Consider the following 19,718-nt stretch of genomic DNA (forward strand, 5'->3'; position numbering starts at 1 on the left):
AGTGTGGAGGCAAAGCGGGCGAGGTCGAGATCGAGGAAGGGCACGCGCACTTCCACGCTGGCCGCCATCGACATCTTGTCGGTGTAGGGCAGGTTGTGTTCCGCCAGAAAATAGCGCTGCTCCAGCGCGAGCATGCGTGACACCGGATCAGCGTCGGCATCCAGTTCTTCCAGATATTGCGAAAGCGGTGCGAGAATGTCGGCTTCGCGTACCTGAGCCGCCGCATCGGCGCTGAGGAGCCCGACCACATCGGCCCGCTGCGTCCAGGCGAAATAGTTCACCAGCCGCTGATCGCTATCCAGCGAAAGCCCTTCGGCGAACTTCCTCACCCGGCGCAGCACCGCATGGCGCGGCGGCAGGGTGCGGCCCGCGCTCGCCAGCAATTTGCGAAAGCTAGCGGGTAGCGCATCCAGCTTGCGGTCCATCAGGAGTGCCTGATGCCGGCGGTAGCCGGTGAAAAGATCATCCCCGCCCGTGCCCGACAGCAGAACCTTCATCCCTTGGGCGCGCGCAAGTTCGCAGATATAGAGCACATTCAGGCAGGCCGGATCGGCAACCGGCTCTTCAAGCTGGCTGACCATGCGTTCCAGATTGCGCTCCAGCCCGCCCGGATCGACGTGGACGACTTCCAGATTGACGCCCAGATGCCGGGCAACCTGGCGGGCATAGGGAAGGTCTTCGGTAGAGCCTTTCTCCGCTCCGCCAGCAGTCTCGATGGTGAAGCATTTGAGGTCTGGCGACACTTCGCGCGCAAAAGCCACCACCGCGCTGGAATCAAGGCCTCCGGACAGGAATGCGCCGACCGGTACATCGGCGATCATCTGGCGGTGCACGGCGCAGCAAAGGTGCTCGCGCAGTTCGCCAGCGGCCGCTTCGACGCTCCGCTCAATGATGTGTGGAACGCGCGCGGGCGGGTCAAACCACAACCATTGGCGCACGATACGGCCATCTTTCACCTCGATGGCTTCGCCCGGTCTCAGCCGCATGATCCCCGGCGCGAGCGTCTCCGGACCCGGATTCCACAACAGACAGACATGGCGGGCAACGGCAAGAGGGTCGGGCCCTTCCTGCTCGACGCCCATCGCCTGAAGCGCGCGGATCTCACTGGCGAAGTGAAATCCGTCTGGCGTCTGCACGTAGTAAAGCGGCTTCACGCCATAGGCATCGCGCGCCAGCAGCAGGGTCTCTTTGGTCCTGTCGAACCAGGCAAAGGCAAACATGCCGTTCAGGCGGGGCAGGGCGTCTTCGCCATCCCTAGCCAGCATCTCGGCCAGGACTTCGGTGTCTGAACTGCCGCGGAACTCGTGTCCTTTCGCCAGAAGGCCGTCACGCAATTCGGGATAATTATAGATTTCACCATTATAGCTCAGCACGCCGTGCCCGTCCGCGCTGGTCATGGGCTGGGCGCCTGCTTCGCTCAGATCAATGATGGACAGGCGCACATGACCAAGGCCGATACCGGCTGCTGCGTCTTCGAAAATGCCGCTGCCGTCTGGTCCGCGATGGAGAATGGCGTCCAGTGCGGGTTTCAGATCAAGTCCGCCGCCGGGGCGAGCATATCCGGCAATTCCGCACATCAGGCGGCCTCGCTCTCACGCGTTTCATGCGAAACAAGCCTTGCCAGCAAGTCCCAGGTCTCCCGGGCACATCGCTGCCAGGAATAGTCTGCGGCGCGCTTTGAAGCATTGGCGGCGCTGGCTGCGAGCGCTTGCGGGCTTGATGCGAGCTGCGAGATGGCCTCGCCGATGGAGGCCGGGTTTTCCGGATCGAAATAGGTGCCGTCGGGGCCCAGCACTTCCGGCATGGGTCCGCGGCTGGACGAAGCTATCGCTGCGCCTGACCCCATGCCTTCCAGCAAGGTCACAGGCAGGTTTTCGCACGACGAGGCGAAGACGAAAATATCGGCAGCGGCCAGTTCGCCCGGCACGTCCCCATGGGGCAGGAAAGGCAGGATTTCCACAAAGGCGCCTTCGGGATCATGGCGCTGCGCCGCCTCGCGCAGACGGGCAGCACACGGACCTGTTCCACCCCCGACAAGACGCAGGCGAATATCCCGGCCTATCGAAGCACGCGCGCGGGCCACACCGTCGACCACATGCCATTGGTGCTTGTAGGGCGCGGCGTCAGATACATAGAGGCATCGCACTATACCGTCGGCGTGTTGCCCCGGCGCGCTTGAACGTGACCGTCCGACGTCGAGGAAACGGTCCTCGATCCCGTGAGCTATGACGTGTGTCTGCTTCAGGCGGGCAAGACTGGAAACGACCCGGCGCGCATGTTCGGACAGGAAGAGGGCGACCGTGCTGCGCTCCAGCCGATGGCGCTGGATATGACGAAGGGCCTCAAGCCGGTATCGGTCTCTCGTGCTCCAGTCATAGCGGCGCATTTCAACCGGCTCGAACGGCAGCATGTTCTGGCTGAGCGTAATCGATGGCTGGAACGGACAAACCGAGCCGGCATCGGCGTTGAACATCACCGACACGCCGAGTGCGCTGGCCTTTCGCGGCAGGGCGTAGCGCTGCCAGAATAACTGATGAAGAACCGACTGACGTGTTGCTGGCACGCGGTGAAGGGTAAGCCAGGGCTGCGGCTTTACCGCATCCAGCAGCGCGTCGTGGGCCCACAAATGCACGTGTGAGATGCCGTGCTGGCGCGGATCACCGCCGGACATCAGTCCGCGAATGTGCGCCTGCGCGCCGCCCGAACGGCAGCGTGTGGCGTCGATTCCGGCAACGGCCTTGCTGGTGGCGGAAGTCACGGCAACCTGTTGCGGCATATGGACGTTCAGTTGCCCGCTTTCCTGAACAGGAAGAAGCGGACGTGATGGCTGAACGGAGACAGGACAATATCGGCCAGCCGCGTCCAGGCCCGTGCGGGCAGGGATGATCCCGCGTTCAGTCCGATGGCGCGGGCGAGGCCGGGCATGTCTTCACCAAGCCCGAAGGCGCTGGCCATGCCATAGCCCCGCAGATACTCGAACCCGAAGGCTTTGATGCTGCGCCGGACATGATCTGGCCGGAAGGCAAACTGGAAGAAGCGTTCGCGTTCGGTTTCGGCGTAGGGGGCGTAGCGGCCCTGACGCAGCTTCCATGCCTTCAGGGGTGAAATGACCGGCACGGTGAGGAAGAGATAACCGCCGGGTTTCAGCACGCGGTGTGCTTCCTCGATCAGCGGGCCGTAGCCATCGTAGAAGTGCTCGATCACGCCCAGTGACCAGACGCCATCAAGTGAACCGTCCTCGTAGGGCAGCGCGCGCACGTCGGCGACTTTCACGGTCAGTTCGGGCGCCAGCTCGCGGATGCGCGCGACCGTCTCCTCGGCATAGTCGATGCCTTCGGCTTCAAAGCCGGCATCAGCAAGCCCGCTGACCGTCGCGCCGATGCCGCAACCGGCATCAATCACCCGCGCACCGGGTTGGAGCACGCGCTGCGTCTCGCGCGTCACGAAACGGTCGCCCCGCTTGATCGCCGCGCGGGACAGGCGCGGGCCCCACAGGCTCTCCCAATAGGACTGGTCCGGCGCCGACATCAGGAAGACGAGCCGGTCGTTGGCAACGTCATGGGTAATCGTACGGTTCATGCCTTCCATCGTGCTAAACCCTGTCCGGTCCGAGGTCTGTGGGCAGTGCGCTGCGAATGGCGTCGAAATAGCGTTTGGGGTCTTCGCCGGCGGGTTGCCAGCCTTCCGGCTTGCGGCAAATGACCAGAAGCGCGCTACGGAAGCCCGGAAAGACATTGCCCAGTGCCCGGTACACCTTGGCGGCAAGCCCGCCGAGCTTGGCTTCGGCCAGATGCTCGAAAGTGCGCGCCTCCACGATCTCGAACCCGTTCCACCGGCATATGTCGACTGTCTCGGCGAGCGTGTACTCGCGGACATGTCCACGATAGGGCCCTATACCGTAATAGAAGGCGTCGGCAGGCGCGTAATTCGTCCGTCCGCGCAGCACCGACAGGCGCTTTCTCAGATTGACTGAATTGGGCATGGCGACCAGCAACAGCCCGCCGGTTTTCAGCTTTTCGCCCATCGCGTTCAGGATATGGCGCGGGGTTTCGTGCAGATGCTCGATGACATCGATGCAGGTCACGACATCAAACGAGGCATCCTCGAACGGGATGGCGTAATTGTCGGGCGTCTGCAGGTGGAACTTCACCCCATTGGCCTTGCCGAAGGTCTGGATGGCCTCCAGCATGTTGCCGGTGCGGTGCCAGGGGTCTGAAAGATCGTCTGCGGCATGACAATCAAAGCCCAGCCTGGCGAAGACAGCTGTCTTGTCCATCGGCCCGGAGCCGACATCCAGCAGGCGCTTTCCCTCGAACGGGGCTGCGTGACGCGCCAGGGCAAGCGTGATCTGCTCCACCTCGGTGCGCATATAGTCCTGGAAATAGTCCGGGACCGGGAAGGTCTGCCCTGCGGCTTGGAATGCCTCGGCAATCAGCTGGCGGGTGATGGTCATGACGCCTGTTTGCGGAATGTCAGTACGAAATGGCTGGTGAAGAACCAGGTCAGCGCCGAGCTTCCCAGCAAGAATTGCCCCGGCTCACCCAGAATGGCAGGCGTTGACCAGCGAAGGCTGTGCTGCTCAAGGCCGTGTTCCTTGGCGATGGCCGCCCATACCGAAGGCGGCTGGTGCTTGTGCCACTCGATGTTGGGATCGAATGGATTGGTTTTCAGCCCAATGGCCGGGAAGAAATTGGTCGAGCTGCAATCGGACATGACCAGCGTTCCGCCCGGTGCCAGCAAAGACGCCATGTCACGGAAAATCGCTTCGTAACTTGCCCGGCTCTCGGCGGACTCGCGAAGGGTGATGCAGGCCGGTTCGTCGAAGTGATTGATCGCGTTCTGCACCAGTATCACGTCGAACACGTGGTCTGCCTGCTGGTAGTGCTGGAAGGTGGTCTGGATCAGCTCGGCATTGTCGGTTCCCAGCGCATCGCGAAGCCGGTTGAAGGTGGCGATCATCTCGTTATGTCCGCCATCACCCTCCGGCTCGATGACGACCGCCGACTTCGCTCCATGCATGACGGCGTAGAAGGCGTGAAGACCAATGCCTCCGCCAATGTCGAGGACTGTCTTTCCCGTGAAGTCGCAGTCGCGGTAGAGGAACCGCATCTGCTGGCGCAGCCGCCGCTCCATGCGCGACCCCAATGCCTCGCCCATGGTCTTGAAATAATCGCGCTGGCTCATGCCTTTATGCCTTCTTCCTGCTGTGCCGCCCATGCCCAGGCAGAGCGGCATATATCGGCTGGTGCAAGTTTCGCCGTCCAGCCAAGTTCTGAATTGATGCGTGCCGGGTCTGCAACCGACACGCCAATATCGCCCGCGCGTGCCGGGCCGATCGTGTGAGGCACCTTTGCGCCCGTCGCAGCCTCAAAGGCGCGGATCAGGCCGAGCACGGTGATCCCCTGACCTGTTCCGACATTGTAGATCCGGTGGCCCGGCGATGCGTTGCCGAGTGCGGCGATATGGGCGTCGGCCAGATCACTGACATGGACAAAGTCGCGCATGCCCGATCCGTCTGGCGTGTCGTACGTGTCGCCGAAAACCGTCACACATTCGCGCCGGCCCAGCGCCGCATCGACAATGATCGGCATCAGATTGTGCTGGGGCGTTCGCGGGTTTTCGCCGATCCTTGCGGACGCATCGGCTCCGGCCGGGTTGAAATAGCGAAGGCTGGTTGCAAACCGGTCAGGCGATTGCGCGCACCAGCGGTCCAGACGTTCTTCTATGGCCCGCTTGGTCTTCGCGTAGGGCGTTGCTGGCGCGACCGGGTCGGTCTCCCGGTTGGCGCGCCCCGTAGCGTCGGCATAGACCGCCGCCGTCGAGGAAAAGACGATCCGGGTGCAGCCATGGGCATCCATGGCTGAAAGCAGGGCCTCGGCGCCCCCGATATTGACGGCGGCATAGCGTTCAGGCTCGCGAATGCTCTCCGGCACGGACTTCAAGCCGGCAAGATGAACCACCGCGTCGGGCCGGAAGCCACCAAAGGCCCGGTCCAGGATTGCGGTCTCGCGGATATCGGCCTCGTTGAAACCAAATTCGCGCCCGGCAATGCCGCGTACCTGCTCCAGCATGTCCGGCCAGGCATTGCAGAAATCGTCGATCACATGAACCTCGTGACCGGCCCGCAAGAGGCCCAGAACCACATGCGTGCCGATATAACCTGCGCCGCCTGTCACCAGTGTTCTGGGTGCTGACGGGGTCATTGCGTGCTCATACCTTTGCGGGCCTGTTCACGATGTAGAGCGCGACCGAGTTGAACGCCTGAACGATCAGGAAGCCGCCAGCCGCCCCCGGTGCCCCGTAGGCCCAGGCCAGCAGCGGGCACAGGGCGAGCCCCAGCGCCCCCCCGATTAGCGTGACCTGCATCAGTGTCATGTTGCGCCCGCGCGCAACCACCATGGGCGCAAGGAAGGAGCCGAGCGCGAAGGGCATGGACAGCGCGAAGACCTGCAAGGTGGTCGTCGCGCCGGCATTCGGTTCGCCCGCCAGTATCCAGACCAGAATGCCCGCAAGGGCGAAAAGCGCTATGCCTGCGGCGATGAGGATCAACGCCAGATAGCGCAAGACAGCGTGATAATGGGCGATGAAGACATCGCGCGCCGTCTCGTGAAAACGGGACATGGCCGGAAAGATGGCCTGGACGAAGGGCGTCAGAAGACCGCGCAGCGCCACATAGACTTTCTCCGCAATGGCATAGGCGCCCACGGCGGCGGGTCCTGCAAGAAACCCCAGCACGATCATGTTGAGCGTGGTGTAGAGCTGGACAGCGGCTGTCGCCAGGAATACCGGCCCGCCATCTTTCAGTTGACGCGCGATGCGAGACGGATGGGGCAGGGCGGGCACTAGCGCAAAGCGCCGGGCGGCGATGGCCAGCGCGATCAACCCGCCCGCAATCGCGGTGGCGGCTTCGAGCAGCGGCACCAGCAAGATGTCTTCCGGGCCGCGCACGAACACGATGACAAGCGCGAGATTGGCCAGTTTCGCCCCAAGGCGCACCCAGACCAGCGTGCCCATCGTCTCCAGCCCTTGATAGAGCCAGACCGGAAGCAGCACATCCCCGATGAGGATGAGGAAGGCGATGGCCATCAACGGACGCAGATCGCGCAAGGCTTCCACCGGAACGGTCAGCGCCATCGCGAAGGCAAAGGTGGCCAGCCAGATCAGCAGGCGCACGAGAACGATGTCGGCAAGAAGCGATGAGAGCTGGGCCGGATCGCTGCGTCCGATGGAGGCAACCGTGCGGGTGGCGGTCAGATCGAAGCCATAGCTGACGCAGACCCGCGCGATTACCACGAAAGAGAAGACGAACATCCAAGTGCCGAACACGTCCAGTCCCAGCACCCGGACCAGATAGGGCACGAGCAGCAGCGGAATGATGTAATTGCCGCCTTGCAGCACCATCAGTGCGCCGAAATTGCGCACGACCCGGGGGGATAGAAGCGTGCTCACGCCGCGTCACGCAGGCCCGCCGCCTCCTCGCAAAAAGCAAGGTATTGCGCCGTGATCCGTTCAGGGTGCAGCGCATCGGCCATGCGCGCGCCTTCACGCCCGTAGCGCTCGGCCTTGGCCTCGTCGCTGGCCAGATCGTCAAGCGCATCGCGCAAGGCCTGCCAGTCACCGACCGGCACCAGCCGCCCGCTCACGCCGTCCTCGATCAGTTCTGACGGTCCGGTCGGGCAGTCATAGCTCACGCATGGCAGGCCCGAGACCACCGCTTCGGCCAGCGCATTGGGAAATCCCTCGTGCAGGGACGAGAACGCGAAAATGCCGGCGCGCCGGTACCAGGGCGCCAGGTCCTTTACCGTGCCCGTGAATTCGACGCGGTCCGCAATGCCGAGATCCTGCGCCTGCGCTTCCAGAGTGGGGCGCAGCGGACCGTCTCCGCACAGCACTAGCCGCCAGCCTGGTGTCTTCATGCCTGCAAAGGCATTCAGGAGCTGGTCCAGCCCCTTTCCCTCGACCTGCCGCGCGGCTGTCAGAATCAGGCGTTCAGCCACCCTTTCCTCCGGCACGATCACGGGCCGGACAGGATTGGGGATCACGGTCGAACGTTTCAGCCGTAGCCTGGCGGACAGATGGTCTTGCGACACCCTGGTCTGGAAGATCACGCCAGCGGCATTCGGGTAGAGCAGGTCACGCGCGAGCAGGCGGACAGGCCGTTCGCGATTTTGCGGACTGCCACGTTCAGAAACGATCACCGGCAGACCGGTTCCGGCAAGGGCCGCCAGCGCAAGCTCGTTATAGTTCTGAAGCATGGCAAGAACGAAGTCAGGCCGCGCCATGGTGACGGCTTTACGTAAGGCCCGCGCCGCAGACGCTATATCGACCACACGCGGCAGGAGCGGGCGTGATGGCGTGAATCCAAGGCGTATCACGTCCACGCGCGGGTCGAGCGGGTAGAAATCGGGCCGGTCAAACTGGGTGACGAGTGTGACGCGCCGCGCCTTGCACCATTCATTGGCCAGCGTGCTGGTAACCCGTTCCGCCCCGCCGGCGGCGAGCGTGGGGATGAAGATCAGCGCGTGGCCGGCGTCACGCAAGCGCGCGCGCCTCTCTGGCAGGTTCTGCGGTGCGCTCCGGCATCAGGCGCCGAAGAGAGAGCAGGATCAGCGCAACCAGCAGACCCCAGACGATCGGGCGCAGCGGGTCCAGCATGGTCGATCGCGAGATGTAGAGGATGTAACCGGCCATAATCGTCGCGATATAGAACTTGATGAAGCCCGACCGCCCATAGAGCCACTGCCCGGCATGGAAACAGGCAAAGCCGAATATCGCCGGGAAAACGATCAGTCCGACAGGGCCTGAGTTGAGATAGATGTCAGCCACGAACGAGCTGCCGAGACCTGTGTGGAGTGAGGCGCCGAGCGTGTAGGTCGAAATCGCGAGCGCCGAACTCATGTCGGCAAGCTCCATCCCTGTTTGCGAGATGAACAGGGACTGGAAGAGCGGTATCACGCCAAGAAATTGCGCCAGCCAAAGCTGACCCAGCGCATAGGTGTGGTTACTCCGGGTCATCTCGACAGCCTGGGTGAGCGTTACGAAGCTGTCGGCCAGATTGGCTGTTACTGACCATGTTCCATAGCTGGTTAGCGCTTCTGTAGCGGAACCCAGATCTGCGCCTGTGCGCAAATAGGCCACCAGTGTCATGAGCGCGAAGCCCGCAAGGATCAGGGCGGCAAACTCCGGTAGCCTTATCGGACGCACGAGATGGGCGTATGCCAGCGCGGCGGACATTGCCACCATGACCACCTGCCCGCGCTCTCCTCCCAGCATGAAAATCACCGCGAAAACCAGCAGGGAGACGTTCTTGAGCAGCAGGGACTTGTCGCGCAGATAGTCGGCGATACTGGCATTGCGATGGAGCACGAAGCCGACATAGAGCGCGGTTGCCAGAGCAAGGCGCGCAAGGATTTCCACGATAACCAGCAGATAGGCCGCTTCACCCGTTACCGTCTGAACCCGGTCGAAAGTGATGGTGGTATAAATCTCCCGCGCGAAGAAAGTATCGCCCGCCAGCACGGCGAAGGCGGCGAGGGCTGCAAGGTGCAGCGGCCCGACGGCTGCGTGCCGGCCAACCCGGTCATACCGTTCCCTGCCAGGCCGCTTGCGGGCAAGGGCATACCCCAATAACCACGATACCATGGCGAGCGTCGCGAGGAGCACGGCGAACCCGCCCGATCCGGACAGCGATACTTGCTGGAACTGGTAGTAAGGATCGAGGCCAAAGAGCGCGTGCATCACCGGCCATTGGAAGTTCACGATCAGAAATCCGAGGATGAAGATCGTATCAATGCGCATCCAGTTCGGGTTGCGGTTGTTGAACAGGTGCAGCGCGACTGCGCCCAGAGTGATGGCCAGCGTGCCGGTTACGATGCCGGGTTCGATGCCGTCGAACGGGGCAAAACAGAATTGCGCAATCAGCGCAATCAGTCCCAGATAGGTCAGGATCGAATACTGGTTCAGCGTCATGGTGTGCCGGGACCCTAGAGCCGCAAGTCGCTTTGCCCCTCTGGCAGGGCGCTTTTGAGATCATAGAGGATATGGCCGGGCGTGCCGAATGCGCGGATTGCATCCGGCCCCATGTCGATGAAACCCTTGTGGGCAACTGCGAGCATGATGGCGTCATACGCGCCCCGTTCCGGCGTCGTGATAAGCTCGATGCCGTATTCTTCCCTTGCCTCGTGCGGGTCGACATGCGGGTCCCAGACATCGACCTGCATGCCATGGTCAGCAAGTTCGCGGACCACATCGATCACGCGGGTATTGCGCAGGTCAGGGCAGTTCTCCTTGAAGGTCAGCCCCATCACGAGCGCGCGCCTGCCGCTCACCGGCAATCCGCGCTTCAGCATCGCCTTGATCATCTGCCCGGCCACATAGGCGCCCATGGCATCATTCAGCCGGCGTCCCGCAAGGATTATCTGCGGGTGATAGCCCATCTGTTCGGCCTTGTGGGTGAGGTAGTACGGGTCCACGCCGATGCAGTGGCCGCCGACCAGTCCGGGGCGGAAGGGCAGGAAGTTCCATTTCGTGCCAGCCGCGTTCAGCACCGCCTCGGTATCGATGCCCATGCGGTTGAAGATGATCGCCAGCTCGTTGACGAGGCCGATATTCAGGTCGCGCTGGGTGTTCTCGATCACCTTGGCGGCCTCTGCCACGCGAATGCTCTGCGCCTTGTAGGTGCCGGCCGTGACAATGCTGGCATAGAGCGAATCCACGAAATCGGCGGTGGCCGGTGTCGAACCGGCGGTAACCTTGGTGATCGCCGTCAGGGTGCGGGTCTTGTCGCCGGGATTCATCCGCTCCGGGCTGTAGCCGACAAAGAAATCTTTGTTGAAGGTCAGGCCGGAAACCGCTTCCAGCACCGGCACGCAATCATCCTCGGTCGCGCCGGGATAGACGGTGGATTCGTAAATCACGACGTCGCCGCGCTTCAGTACCGAGGCAGCCGTGCGGGTCGCCGCCAGCAACGGACCGAGATCGGGCCGCTTGCTGGCATCGATAGGGGTCGGGACGGTGACGATAAACACATTGCAGGCGGCAATGTCCGACACGTCAGTTGTCAGGCGGAGCCCCTTCGCAGCCTTCAGGCCCTCGCTGCCGACCTCGCCGGTCACATCTTCACCGCGCTTCAGCGCCTCGATGCGCGAGGCCTTGATGTCGAAGCCTGTGACCTCGCGCTGTTTGGCAAACTCGACAGCCAGCGGCAGCCCTACATAGCCAAGGCCCAGGACGGCGATCCGGGCGGTATCCAGCGTCAGCTCACGCATAACGGCCTCAACAATCGTAGTACTCCCGGTACCATTGCACGAAGCGGGCAACGCCGGTGCGAAAATCGGTCTGAGGCCGGTATCCCGTCAGCTTCTGGAGAAGCGAGGTGTCGGCCCAGGTTGCCGGAACATCGCCTGTCTGCATCGGCATGAAGTTGCGCTTGGCGGGAATCCCGATCTCGGCCTCGATGGCGTCGATGAAGTCGGTCAGCAGGACTTTTTGCGAGTTACCGATATTGACGATCCGGAACGGCCCGGCGGGCGACAGGCTGTCGCCGTCAATCGGCGGGTCTTGCCTGCCGGGCACGGCTTCCATCAACCCGGCTATGCCGCGCACCAGATCGTCCACATAGGTGAAGTCGCGCCACATCTGGCCATTATTGTAGATGTCGACTGGCTGGCCTTCGAGAATGGCCTTGGTGAACTTGAACAGCGCCATGTCCGGACGGCCCCACGGACCATAAACCGTGAAAAAGCGGAACATCGTCACTGGCAAGGCGTGGATGTGGGCATAGGCATGCCCCATCGCTTCATTGGCTTTCTTCGTGGCGGCGTAGATCGTCAGCGGCGTGTCGGTCTTCTGTTGCTCGTTGAAGGGCATTTGCGTGTTTGCGCCATAGACCGAGCTGGTCGATGCCATCAGCAGATGCCCCGCCTTCGCCTTGCGAGCCACTTCCATGACATTGAGCGTGCCGACAACGTTGGCATCGATATAGGCGCGCGGGTTTTCCAGGCTGTAGCGAACGCCTGCCTGTGCCGCGAGGTGGACGATAATGTCGGGGCTGAAGCTCTCGACAGCAGCCTCGAGTGAGGCTGCGTCCTCGAGCATGGCTTCTGTGCAGGAAAAGTTGTTATTTTCGAGCAGCATGGCATGGCGCCGCTGCTTCAGGCCGACATCATAATAGTCGGTCATGCCGTCATAGCCGGCCACACTGCAGCCTCTGGACAGGAGTAGCTGCGAGAGGTGGTAGCCGATGAATCCGGCGCTTCCGGTAATAAATACCCTACTGTTCATGCACGCACCGGTTCAATGAACAAAGCCTTGTTTTTAATGTTAAAAATAACACGATTTGCCACGCTACCGCCATCAGGGTGAAGCGGCCGCCTTACCCCGATACCGGTCATGCCCGCCCCCCGACCATGCCGGAAAACTCCAGTCTGCGAACAAGAGGTGAGCAGGCGAGACGATAGCCGGTCGGCTTCAGTTCACAAGGGAAAACAGGGCCGGTTGGCTGGTTATTTATCAGGGTGTTGCAGGCGCGGGGGTTGTCATATTTCCGCACGCGGACAATTGGCATGCGCCGCGCCGGATCGAAAGTTTGCCAGACGCGTTAGCTGCTCCAACGCGGGCCGTTGCAGCCTGCAATGCAGCATCTTATACGGGACTTATGTTCGCCAAGCTGCTTTCCAGGTTCACCGGTAATTCCGGCAAGGCTTCAAGGCCGGTCTTGCCCGACGGGTTTCGCCTCTATGCCATCGGCGATGTGCACGGTCAGGCAGACTTGCTGGACCGGCTGCTGGACAGGATCCGCAGCGATGTGAGGGTGGCTCCACCCGCTGACCGGGCCATGCTGGTAATGCTGGGTGACTATGTCGACCGCGGGCTGGGCTCGGCAAAGGTCATTGAACGGCTTTCCACGCTTTCGGGCATGCCTTTCGCGATACGGTGCCTGAAAGGCAATCATGAAGCGGCCATGCTTGACTTCATGCGCGATGCGCGCGCCGGGCAGGTCTGGTGCCAGTACGGGGGCGGGGAGACGCTCGCTTCGTACGGCGTGCAGTTGCCGTCGGCGCAGGCAAGCGTGGATGACTGGGAAGTTGCCCGGAAGGCTCTCCTGTCGGCCATGCCCCGCCACCATGTGGAGTTTCTGGAGAGCCTGGAACTGTTCGTGCTCTACGAGCCGTATGTCTTCGTGCATGCGGGGCTTCACCCGGACAAGCCGCTCGAGGCACAGACCGAACAGGACCTATTGTGGATCCGCGATGTCTTCCTGGATTCGCGCAAGCGGCTGGATCACAAGGTTGTTCATGGTCACACACCGGAGCCTGACTACTATCACGATGACCGGCGTATCGGAGTGGATACCGGCGCGTATCTGACCGGCACGCTGACCGCAGTGCGTCTGGAGAGCGACGAGGTTTCATTCTTGCAGGTCCGCAGGTCAGACCTATAAGGTAGTGAAGATGTCAGTTCATCCGGTTGCGACACCGCCGTCACGACGCTGCCCCAACGCCGAAGGATTGCCCATGTTCCGTTCAGTTGTCCTGTTGCTTGCCACTCTGTTCGTAGCGGCCTGTGCGAGCACAGGTGCAGCCGGTGGGGTAGATGTGGCCTCCGGTGCTGCAGGTGAAGCAGACCTCAATCTGGCACCTGCCTCGCAGGAGCAACGTGAAGTCACCGAGTACCGGCTCGGCTCGGGCGACCGCCTGCGTGTCATCGTCTTTGGCGAAGACACGCTTTCGGGCGAATACATGGTTGATGGCAGCGGCGCGGTTTCGCTGCCCCTGATCGGCGAGGTGCGCGCCGGCGGGCTGACCTTGCGCGAGTTCCAGCGCGCCGTGGAAGCATCCCTGCGCGAAGGCTATCTCAATGATCCGCGCGTCAGCGCCGAGGTCATGAATTTCCGCCCGTTCTACATCATGGGTGAAGTGCGTGAACCGGGCGAGTATCCGTTCACGTCAGGCCTGACGGTCGTCAACGCTGTGGCGACGGCGGGGGGCTTCTCGTACCGCGCGAACACCCGTGTCGTGTTTATCAAGCGGGCCGGCTCCCTCAATGAGGAAGAGTATCCGCTGACCGTCAACACGCCGGTCCAGCCGGGCGACACGATCCGTATCGCAGAGCGCTTCTTCTAGGTCGAAGACCGCCTGCAAGGTGTTTAAGGATCGAGCTTCCGGCCGGGACGGGCAGGGTACTTCATGACGGACAATACCCGGCTGATGCTGCGTCTCGCTTTTCCCGCCGGCCTCTGCCTGTTGATCATTTCCGGGGCAGCCGTGTTTTTCGGCGCAGATATTCCTGCAGCCCGGACGGCCTTTGCCAGTGCCATCCTGTTCATTTTCGGTGCCGGCATGCTGACCGAAGACAGCCAGCGGCCGACCGCTTCCAGCTGGGGTGCGCTGGCCCTCATCGGTGCGTTCGCGGTCCTCACACAGATGCGCGGCCAGATGGATACCGCTGCGCCGGAATTTGCCGCCCTTCTGGCCGCTGGCGGCTTGTGGCTGGTGGCCCGTAATGCCGCCCGCCTCGAAGGGGGCGGCGTTGTTCTCTGGCGTGCCAGCCTTGGCGCCGGCGCGCTGATCGCGCTGTGGTCCTTCTTCAGTTTCACCCTGTCGCCCGAATCCGTCTGGGGATTGCAACGTCCCTACGGGGGAGAGCGCCTGACCGGCGGCTTCCTGTCGGCCAACACCGCCGCCACGTTTTTCGGGCTCGTTTCGCTGATGGGTCTTGCCGAGACCTTGCAGCAAGTCCGGCGCGCTAGCGGCAGCCTGCAAGCCTTCTCCCGTCAGGCGGTCGCGCTGTCCCTGTCCGTGATCGCGACGCTTCTGCCGCTGACCTGCCTCGTATTGACGGCTTCGCGGGGCGGTATCGCCTTTACTGTTTTTGCCGCGCTGCTACTTGTCGTCTGGCAGCTTTTCAGCTGGGGACGCCAGGAAGGCTCGCCCATGCGAGGGGCGGGTCTGGCCGGTGCCGGAATAGGCGCGCTGGTCGTGCTTGGCGGCCTTGTCTGGACCGTTTCGGGCGAGCTTGCCTCCAGCCGGTTCGATACGGTGATGGACGATCCCGTGCGGCAGGCCGTTTTTGCAGCCTACTGGGAGGCCGTATCGCTCTCGCCGGTCTTCGGTCAGGGGCTTGGCAGTTTTGCGTTCACCAATGACCTGATCGCCACCAGCCCGAATGCACTGGTGCTGGAAGAGCAGGGCGCCGCCCATAATGTATACCTGCAATGGCTGATGCAGGCTGGCTGGGTCGGTTCGATTGTGATGTGGACCGTGGTCGCGGGCATGATCGCACTCGTGATCCGCGGTCTTCGACACCGGCGCAAGCACCATGTCTACATGCGCGCGACGCTGTGCATCAGCCTTCTGGTCCTGCTTCATGGCCTGACCGATTACGGGCTCGAAGTGGCCGGCTTCATGTGGTGGTTTGCGTGGGTTCTGGGTATTGGCGCAGGCTTCGCGTCGGGCAGCCGGTCCGTGCGCAAGGCCGAGCGCAAGGCGCTGGCTGGCCAACACTGGAGCCGTCGCCTTGCACCATCAGCCATTCTGGGTGTCACCGCGCTTGGCCTTGCCTTTTGGTCTGGCTGGCAGGCTGAACTTCGATACCAGGCCAATATTGTTGACGGTTTCTCGCCTGAACGCATGGCAGCCTACAGCGAGCAGGCGACCCTGCCGCCATTGGCCACCTTGCGTGAAGCGCTGGCCGCACGGGCGGTGCAGCCAGACATAGCCGATCTCGATTTTGCCGAACGGGCAACGCGGGCAGCGCTGGAGCGCGAACCGAGGATCGCCTCTGCGTGGAACCGCCTTGTCTATCTCGACCTTGCCCGCAATGACCGCCTTTCGCAGGAAGGTCTCGAGGCATACGCCCGCAGCCTCTATCTCAGCCCCTATGGTGACCGCGAGGTCATGCGCTGGCGTCTCGAGATTGCGGCCATCGTCTGGGATCAGCTGGATGAAACTACTCGTGGACAGGCGCTGTCACAGGTGCTTGTCCTGTCCTACTGGTGGATCGACCGCCGCTGGATGGAAGAACTGGCTGAGCGGGCGCCTGCACCTATGGGCTCAGAAATCAGACGCCTGTTGCCAGCCGAGGCCAGCTGAACAGAAGCCCGCGCCTCCCACGCTGCGAGGCAAGCCAGAGCACTTTGACCCTGCATTGTCGGCTGATGAGTTCAGTCCGGCGCGCCGTCTGCATTTTCATGAATGCTGACGAATCGAGATGACATCTCTCGTCAGGATTACGGGAAAATACGATTTCAGCCTGATTTTTCCTTTACCCCACGGGTTGCGAGGCATACCGTTTGCTTCGCTAGAGGGACGCATTCGGGCCGGGGCGGGGAGCCAAGCCGGTCGCATTTGGAGATTACAATCATGCTTCGCACCGCAGCAGCCGCCATTCTTGGCGTGACCGTACTGGCTTCGGCTTCGATGGCGCAGGACTATCGCCTCAATCCGATCTATCAGACCATTTCGCTTCGGGGCGGCTTCACGCCTGACCCGTATGTCATCAACCTGCAATCGGGGGGCAACAATGATGCCTCCCGTACGCTCGGCGGCAGCTGCCGCGGCTGGGTCGCGACGGCACCCGATGTGCGCCTGCACTTCCAGGCCGGCAGCCTGCCTTTGATCATCTCGGCAAACTCCAGCACGGATACCACGCTTGTGGTCAACGGCCCGGATGGCCGCTGGTACTGCAATGATGATGGTGGAAACGGCCTGAACCCGTCGCTGCGCTGGAACAGCCCGATGTCTGGTCAGTACGATATCTGGATCGGTACGTATGGCTCGTCGCGTAATGCGAACGCCCAACTCCACATTTCCGAGCTTTACAGCCAGTAGGCTGCCAACGCTGGAGACAGGAAAAGGCCCGGCGGGAAACCGCCGGGCTTTTTTGCATGCGTGGGGAGGATGCCGCGCTACATCCCCTTGCCGGGGTTCGGCAGGGCATATTTGCAAAGCTGGTCGACGATATACTTGAACGCGTCGTCGACATCATTCGTGCGATAGATGAGGTCGAGATCGGACGGGTTGATGGCCCCGAAATCCGCCAGCGCTTCGAGGTTCATGACCTTGTCCCAGTATTCCGAACCGAACAGCACAACCGGCAGGCGCTTCTTCATCTTGCGGGTCTGCAAAAGGGTCAGCGTCTCGAACAACTCGTCCAGCGTCCCGAAGCCGCCCGGCATCAGCACCAGTGCCTTGGCCGGGTAGAGGAACCAGAACTTACGCGTGAAGAAGTAGTGGAACTCGAAATTGAGGTCGGGGGTCACGTACGGATTGTTCTGTTCTTCCTTGGGAAGGGTGATGCCCAGTCCGATGGTCTCGCCGCCCGCATCGCGCGCGCCGCGGTTTGCCGCCTCCATGATGCCGGGGCCCGCACCTGTGCAGATGACGAAGCGGCGTCCATGGCAGTCATCCAGATTGAGCGACCATTCGGTCAGGCGGCGCGAGAGCTCGCGTGTGGCGCCGTAATACTGCGACATGAATACTGCGCGCTCGGCGGCTTTGGTATCCCCGCCGGACGATTTGGCAACATCGAGCCCTGCCTTTGCGTCTTCCGGTGAGGGTATGCGGGCCGATCCGAAGAACAGGATCGTGTCGTCTACCTTGTGCTTTTCGAACTGCTTCTTGGGATAGAGGTATTCGGCCAGTATGCGCAGCGGGCGCGCATCGGGCGATCCCATGAAGTCAGGATTCATGTAGGCTTCGACGGGATCACCAGGCAGCGTTTCACTGACAAATTCGGTCTTCTTCATGTGTCTCTCACGTTTACGGGGAGAGATACCAGCACGGAGAGGCCTGTCAGCAAATGGGCATTGTCAGCCCTTCACGCGCTCCAGCGCGGCCATGATCAGCTCCTGCGCCCGCTTGGAAGCGGCCCAGCCCTTGATCTTGACCCACTTGTTGGGCTCCAGATCCTTGTAGTGCTCGAAGAAGTGCGTGATGCGCATGATCTGCGCCTTGGTGACATCGGTGTACTCGATGATGTCATCGTAAAGCGGGGTCAGCTTCTGGTGCGGGCAGGCAAGGATCTTCTCGTCCATGCCGCTTTCGTCTTCCATCATCAGGACACCGATCGGGCGGGCGCGTACGACGCAGCCCGGCACCAGCGTCGTCTGGCCGAGGACCATCACGTCGATTGGGTCGCCGTCTTCCGACAGCGTGTGCGGCATGAAGCCGTAATTGCAGGGATAGCGCATCGGCGTATGGAGGAAGCGGTCGACAAAGACCGTGCCGGAGGCCTTGTCCATCTCGTATTTCACCGGTTCGCCGCCGACCGGAACCTCGATGATGACATTGATGTCTTCGGGCGGATTAACACCGGCGGAAATCTGATCGATACGCATGGGGAGAGCCTCGCAACGCCTTGACGAACCGCCTTGCCGGCGGATTTGCGGCAGGTGATAGCGGCTTGAGCGCGTGAGGCAAGCCGCATTTTGCACTGCACAATGGCTTGCCGGGTGCCTGCATCAGCGATTGCGTGGCGCTTCGCGCTTGGCTAGCGTGCCGCCATGACAATTCAACGCTTCATCCTCTCCGCCGCGCCCCTGCTGGCGCTTGTCCTCTTCGCGACGGCTCATGCCCAGATGGACCCGACGGCGCCAGACGCTGTCGTGGAATATGGCGGGCCTGACCCGGTCATCGTCGAAACGAGGGAAGGCCCGGTCGAGTTCATCGCCGAGATCGCCGCGACGGATGCCTCGCGGGCGCGCGGCATGATGTATCGCGAATCCATGGGTCCGAACGAGGCAATGCTATTCGACTTCGTCGTCGTACAGCCGGTTGCCATCTGGATGGCCAACACGCTGATCCCGCTCGATGTGATCTTCATCCGCGAGGACGGAACGATTGCCAAGATCGTCGCCAATGCGCAGCCGCTGTCGCGCCGGTCCCTGCCGTCCGACTTCCCGGTGCTGGCCGTGCTGGAGATTGCAGGCGGCCGCGCCGCCGAAACCGGCATCGCGCCGGGTGATCTGGTGCGCCATTCCCTGTTCGGGACGCAAGCCTCATCCGAACCTGCGGCTGATACGGCCGAAGGCGAACCGGAAATCGTGGAAGCCAACGAGGGCGAAGAAGTCGAGGACGCTGCGGAGCCATCGCAGGAAGAGGCCGCAGAGTAGAGCGCGGCGCGGCCTTGCGTGGCCGCGCGGCTTTGCCTAAACGGTGCGAACCGGGATCGGGGCGTAGCGCAGCCTGGTAGCGCATCTGCTTTGGGAGCAGAGGGTCGCAAGTTCGAATCTTGCCGCCCCGACCATCATTGTTGAAGGGGCCGGATGGTTATCCGGCTCCGGGCAGAGGAAGAGGCCGGGATGTTCGCGCGTATCTATCAGCCTTCACGCACCGCCATGCAATCGGGCCGCGCCCGGACGAAGGACTGGGTGCTGGAATTTGAGCCTGCTCAGGCCAAGCGTCCTGATCCGCTGATGGGCTGGGCCGGTTCGGGCGATACCCGCCGCCAGGTCCATCTGTCGTTCGATACGCGCGACGAGGCGGTTGCCTACGCCAAGCGCTACGGCATTCCGTTCCAGATCCGTGAAGCGCGTGAAACGACCCGCCGGATCAAGTCCTATGCGTCCAATTTTGCCGCCGACCGCAAGGAACCCTGGTCGCACTAGCCACCAGGGCTTTCCAGACGCCAGGCCGCAGCGCAGGCCCCGTAGCTCAGCTGGATAGAGCGCTCGCCTTCTAAGCGAATGGTCGCAGGTTCGAATCCTGCCGGGGTCACCA

19 protein-coding genes and 2 tRNA genes are annotated in these 19,718 nt (G+C 62.3%); 8 read left to right on the forward strand and 13 right to left on the reverse strand.

What is annotated here, in order from left to right; all coding sequences use genetic code 11:
• The 11 genes from asnB to ACTS2Z_RS05600 form a co-directional block, all read right to left on the reverse strand.
• Positions 1–1,577, reverse strand: a 1,577-nt coding sequence (gene asnB / locus ACTS2Z_RS05550; RefSeq protein ID WP_442572229.1) for an asparagine synthase (glutamine-hydrolyzing), incomplete at its 3' end; no start/stop codon positions are given.
• A complete protein-coding gene (locus ACTS2Z_RS05555) occupies positions 1,577–2,758 on the reverse strand; it encodes a glycosyltransferase (RefSeq protein ID WP_442572230.1) in 1,182 nt (393 codons plus the stop codon). The genes asnB and ACTS2Z_RS05555, both read right to left, overlap by 1 nt.
• A gap of 26 nt (positions 2,759–2,784) precedes the next feature.
• Positions 2,785–3,579, reverse strand: coding sequence for a class I SAM-dependent methyltransferase (locus tag ACTS2Z_RS05560; RefSeq protein WP_442572231.1), 795 nt, complete (start codon positions 3,577–3,579; stop codon positions 2,785–2,787).
• A 13-nt stretch (positions 3,580–3,592) separates the two neighbouring features.
• On the reverse strand, positions 3,593–4,453 hold the full coding sequence (locus ACTS2Z_RS05565) for a methyltransferase domain-containing protein (protein ID WP_442572232.1): 861 nt from the start codon (positions 4,451–4,453) through the stop codon (positions 3,593–3,595).
• The gene (locus tag ACTS2Z_RS05570) at positions 4,450–5,184 is read right to left on the reverse strand and encodes a class I SAM-dependent methyltransferase (protein WP_442572233.1); all 735 of its coding nucleotides are present in this window, start codon (positions 5,182–5,184) and stop codon (positions 4,450–4,452) included. The genes ACTS2Z_RS05565 and ACTS2Z_RS05570 overlap by 4 nt, the downstream gene beginning before the upstream one ends.
• On the reverse strand, positions 5,181–6,203 hold the full coding sequence (gene galE / locus ACTS2Z_RS05575) for a UDP-glucose 4-epimerase GalE (protein ID WP_442572234.1): 1,023 nt from the start codon (positions 6,201–6,203) through the stop codon (positions 5,181–5,183). The genes ACTS2Z_RS05570 and galE overlap by 4 nt, the downstream gene beginning before the upstream one ends.
• 7 nt (positions 6,204–6,210) lie before the next feature.
• The gene (locus tag ACTS2Z_RS05580; RefSeq protein WP_442572235.1) at positions 6,211–7,449 is read right to left on the reverse strand and encodes an oligosaccharide flippase family protein; all 1,239 of its coding nucleotides are present in this window, start codon (positions 7,447–7,449) and stop codon (positions 6,211–6,213) included.
• Complete coding sequence (locus tag ACTS2Z_RS05585) at positions 7,446–8,540, reverse strand: glycosyltransferase family 4 protein (RefSeq protein WP_442572236.1); 1,095 nt, start codon at positions 8,538–8,540, stop codon at positions 7,446–7,448. The genes ACTS2Z_RS05580 and ACTS2Z_RS05585 overlap by 4 nt, the downstream gene beginning before the upstream one ends.
• Complete coding sequence (gene wzy / locus ACTS2Z_RS05590) at positions 8,533–9,969, reverse strand: O-antigen polysaccharide polymerase Wzy (protein WP_442572237.1); 1,437 nt, start codon at positions 9,967–9,969, stop codon at positions 8,533–8,535. The genes ACTS2Z_RS05585 and wzy overlap by 8 nt, the downstream gene beginning before the upstream one ends.
• A 14-nt stretch (positions 9,970–9,983) precedes the next feature.
• Positions 9,984–11,267 carry a Vi polysaccharide biosynthesis UDP-N-acetylglucosamine C-6 dehydrogenase TviB gene (gene tviB / locus ACTS2Z_RS05595; protein ID WP_442572238.1) on the reverse strand — a complete coding sequence of 428 codons (1,284 nt, stop codon included), beginning with the start codon at positions 11,265–11,267 and terminating at the stop codon, positions 9,984–9,986.
• Positions 11,268–11,274: 7 nt separating this feature from the next.
• On the reverse strand, positions 11,275–12,282 hold the full coding sequence (locus ACTS2Z_RS05600; protein ID WP_442572239.1) for an NAD-dependent epimerase/dehydratase family protein: 1,008 nt from the start codon (positions 12,280–12,282) through the stop codon (positions 11,275–11,277).
• Positions 12,283–12,715: 433 nt separating this feature from the next.
• On the opposite strand from ACTS2Z_RS05600, the gene ACTS2Z_RS05605 reads away from it, so the two are divergent.
• From ACTS2Z_RS05605 to ACTS2Z_RS05620, 4 genes are all read left to right on the forward strand, one after another.
• Positions 12,716–13,441 carry a metallophosphoesterase family protein gene (locus ACTS2Z_RS05605; RefSeq protein ID WP_442572240.1) on the forward strand — a complete coding sequence of 242 codons (726 nt, stop codon included), beginning with the start codon at positions 12,716–12,718 and terminating at the stop codon, positions 13,439–13,441.
• A gap of 73 nt (positions 13,442–13,514) precedes the next feature.
• On the forward strand, positions 13,515–14,123 hold the full coding sequence (locus ACTS2Z_RS05610) for a polysaccharide biosynthesis/export family protein (protein WP_442572241.1): 609 nt from the start codon (positions 13,515–13,517) through the stop codon (positions 14,121–14,123).
• Positions 14,124–14,186: 63 nt separating this feature from the next.
• Positions 14,187–16,091: an O-antigen ligase family protein gene (locus ACTS2Z_RS05615; RefSeq protein ID WP_442572242.1), complete on the forward strand. Its 1,905-nt coding sequence runs from the start codon at positions 14,187–14,189 to the stop codon at positions 16,089–16,091.
• 270 nt (positions 16,092–16,361) lie between these two features.
• Complete coding sequence (locus ACTS2Z_RS05620) at positions 16,362–16,829, forward strand: peptidase S1 (RefSeq protein WP_442572243.1); 468 nt, start codon at positions 16,362–16,364, stop codon at positions 16,827–16,829.
• Positions 16,830–16,906: 77 nt separating this feature from the next.
• Here ACTS2Z_RS05620 and ACTS2Z_RS05625 read toward each other — a convergent pair whose 3' ends face one another.
• Positions 16,907–17,746 carry an LOG family protein gene (locus tag ACTS2Z_RS05625; protein WP_442572244.1) on the reverse strand — a complete coding sequence of 280 codons (840 nt, stop codon included), beginning with the start codon at positions 17,744–17,746 and terminating at the stop codon, positions 16,907–16,909.
• Between the two features lie 63 nt (positions 17,747–17,809).
• Positions 17,810–18,337, reverse strand: a complete 528-nt coding sequence (ppa, locus tag ACTS2Z_RS05630) for an inorganic diphosphatase (protein ID WP_442572245.1) — start codon at positions 18,335–18,337, stop codon at positions 17,810–17,812.
• Between the two features lie 165 nt (positions 18,338–18,502).
• Here ppa and ACTS2Z_RS05635 point away from each other — a divergent pair, with 165 nt between their 5' ends.
• The 4 genes from ACTS2Z_RS05635 to ACTS2Z_RS05650 all read left to right on the forward strand — a co-directional run bounded on the left by ACTS2Z_RS05635 (position 18,503) and on the right by ACTS2Z_RS05650 (position 19,718).
• Positions 18,503–19,111 (forward strand): DUF192 domain-containing protein, encoded by a 609-nt coding sequence (locus ACTS2Z_RS05635; protein ID WP_442572246.1) that lies wholly within the window; start codon positions 18,503–18,505, stop codon positions 19,109–19,111.
• Between the two features lie 57 nt (positions 19,112–19,168).
• Positions 19,169–19,245 (forward strand) — tRNA-Pro (locus ACTS2Z_RS05640).
• A 55-nt stretch (positions 19,246–19,300) separates the two neighbouring features.
• Positions 19,301–19,606 carry an ETC complex I subunit gene (locus ACTS2Z_RS05645; RefSeq protein WP_442572247.1) on the forward strand — a complete coding sequence of 102 codons (306 nt, stop codon included), beginning with the start codon at positions 19,301–19,303 and terminating at the stop codon, positions 19,604–19,606.
• A 35-nt stretch (positions 19,607–19,641) separates the two neighbouring features.
• Positions 19,642–19,718, forward strand: a tRNA-Arg gene (locus ACTS2Z_RS05650).

Source organism: Glycocaulis sp., from assembly GCF_052168375.1.
Classification (GTDB): Bacteria; Pseudomonadota; Alphaproteobacteria; order Caulobacterales; family Maricaulaceae; genus Glycocaulis.

Bases quoted from the DNA above. Each gene is read 5' to 3' on its own strand.
- ACTS2Z_RS05610 (WP_442572241.1), top strand. From the start codon at position 13,515: ATGTTCCGTTCAGTTGTCCTGTTGCTTGCCACTCTGTTCGTAGCGGCC.
- ACTS2Z_RS05615 (WP_442572242.1), top strand. From the start codon at position 14,187: ATGACGGACAATACCCGGCTGATGCTGCGTCTCGCTTTTCCCGCCGGC.
- ACTS2Z_RS05645 (WP_442572247.1), top strand. From the start codon at position 19,301: ATGTTCGCGCGTATCTATCAGCCTTCACGCACCGCCATGCAATCGGGC.
- ppa (WP_442572245.1), bottom strand. From the start codon at position 18,337: ATGCGTATCGATCAGATTTCCGCCGGTGTTAATCCGCCCGAAGACATC.
- ACTS2Z_RS05565 (WP_442572232.1), bottom strand. From the start codon at position 4,453: ATGACCATCACCCGCCAGCTGATTGCCGAGGCATTCCAAGCCGCAGGG.
- galE (WP_442572234.1), bottom strand. From the start codon at position 6,203: ATGACCCCGTCAGCACCCAGAACACTGGTGACAGGCGGCGCAGGTTAT.
- tviB (WP_442572238.1), bottom strand. From the start codon at position 11,267: ATGCGTGAGCTGACGCTGGATACCGCCCGGATCGCCGTCCTGGGCCTT.
- ACTS2Z_RS05620 (WP_442572243.1), top strand. From the start codon at position 16,362: ATGCTTCGCACCGCAGCAGCCGCCATTCTTGGCGTGACCGTACTGGCT.
- ACTS2Z_RS05625 (WP_442572244.1), bottom strand. From the start codon at position 17,746: ATGAAGAAGACCGAATTTGTCAGTGAAACGCTGCCTGGTGATCCCGTC.
- ACTS2Z_RS05570 (WP_442572233.1), bottom strand. From the start codon at position 5,184: ATGAGCCAGCGCGATTATTTCAAGACCATGGGCGAGGCATTGGGGTCG.
- ACTS2Z_RS05600 (WP_442572239.1), bottom strand. From the start codon at position 12,282: ATGAACAGTAGGGTATTTATTACCGGAAGCGCCGGATTCATCGGCTAC.
- wzy (WP_442572237.1), bottom strand. From the start codon at position 9,969: ATGACGCTGAACCAGTATTCGATCCTGACCTATCTGGGACTGATTGCG.
- ACTS2Z_RS05635 (WP_442572246.1), top strand. From the start codon at position 18,503: ATGACAATTCAACGCTTCATCCTCTCCGCCGCGCCCCTGCTGGCGCTT.
- ACTS2Z_RS05560 (WP_442572231.1), bottom strand. From the start codon at position 3,579: ATGAACCGTACGATTACCCATGACGTTGCCAACGACCGGCTCGTCTTC.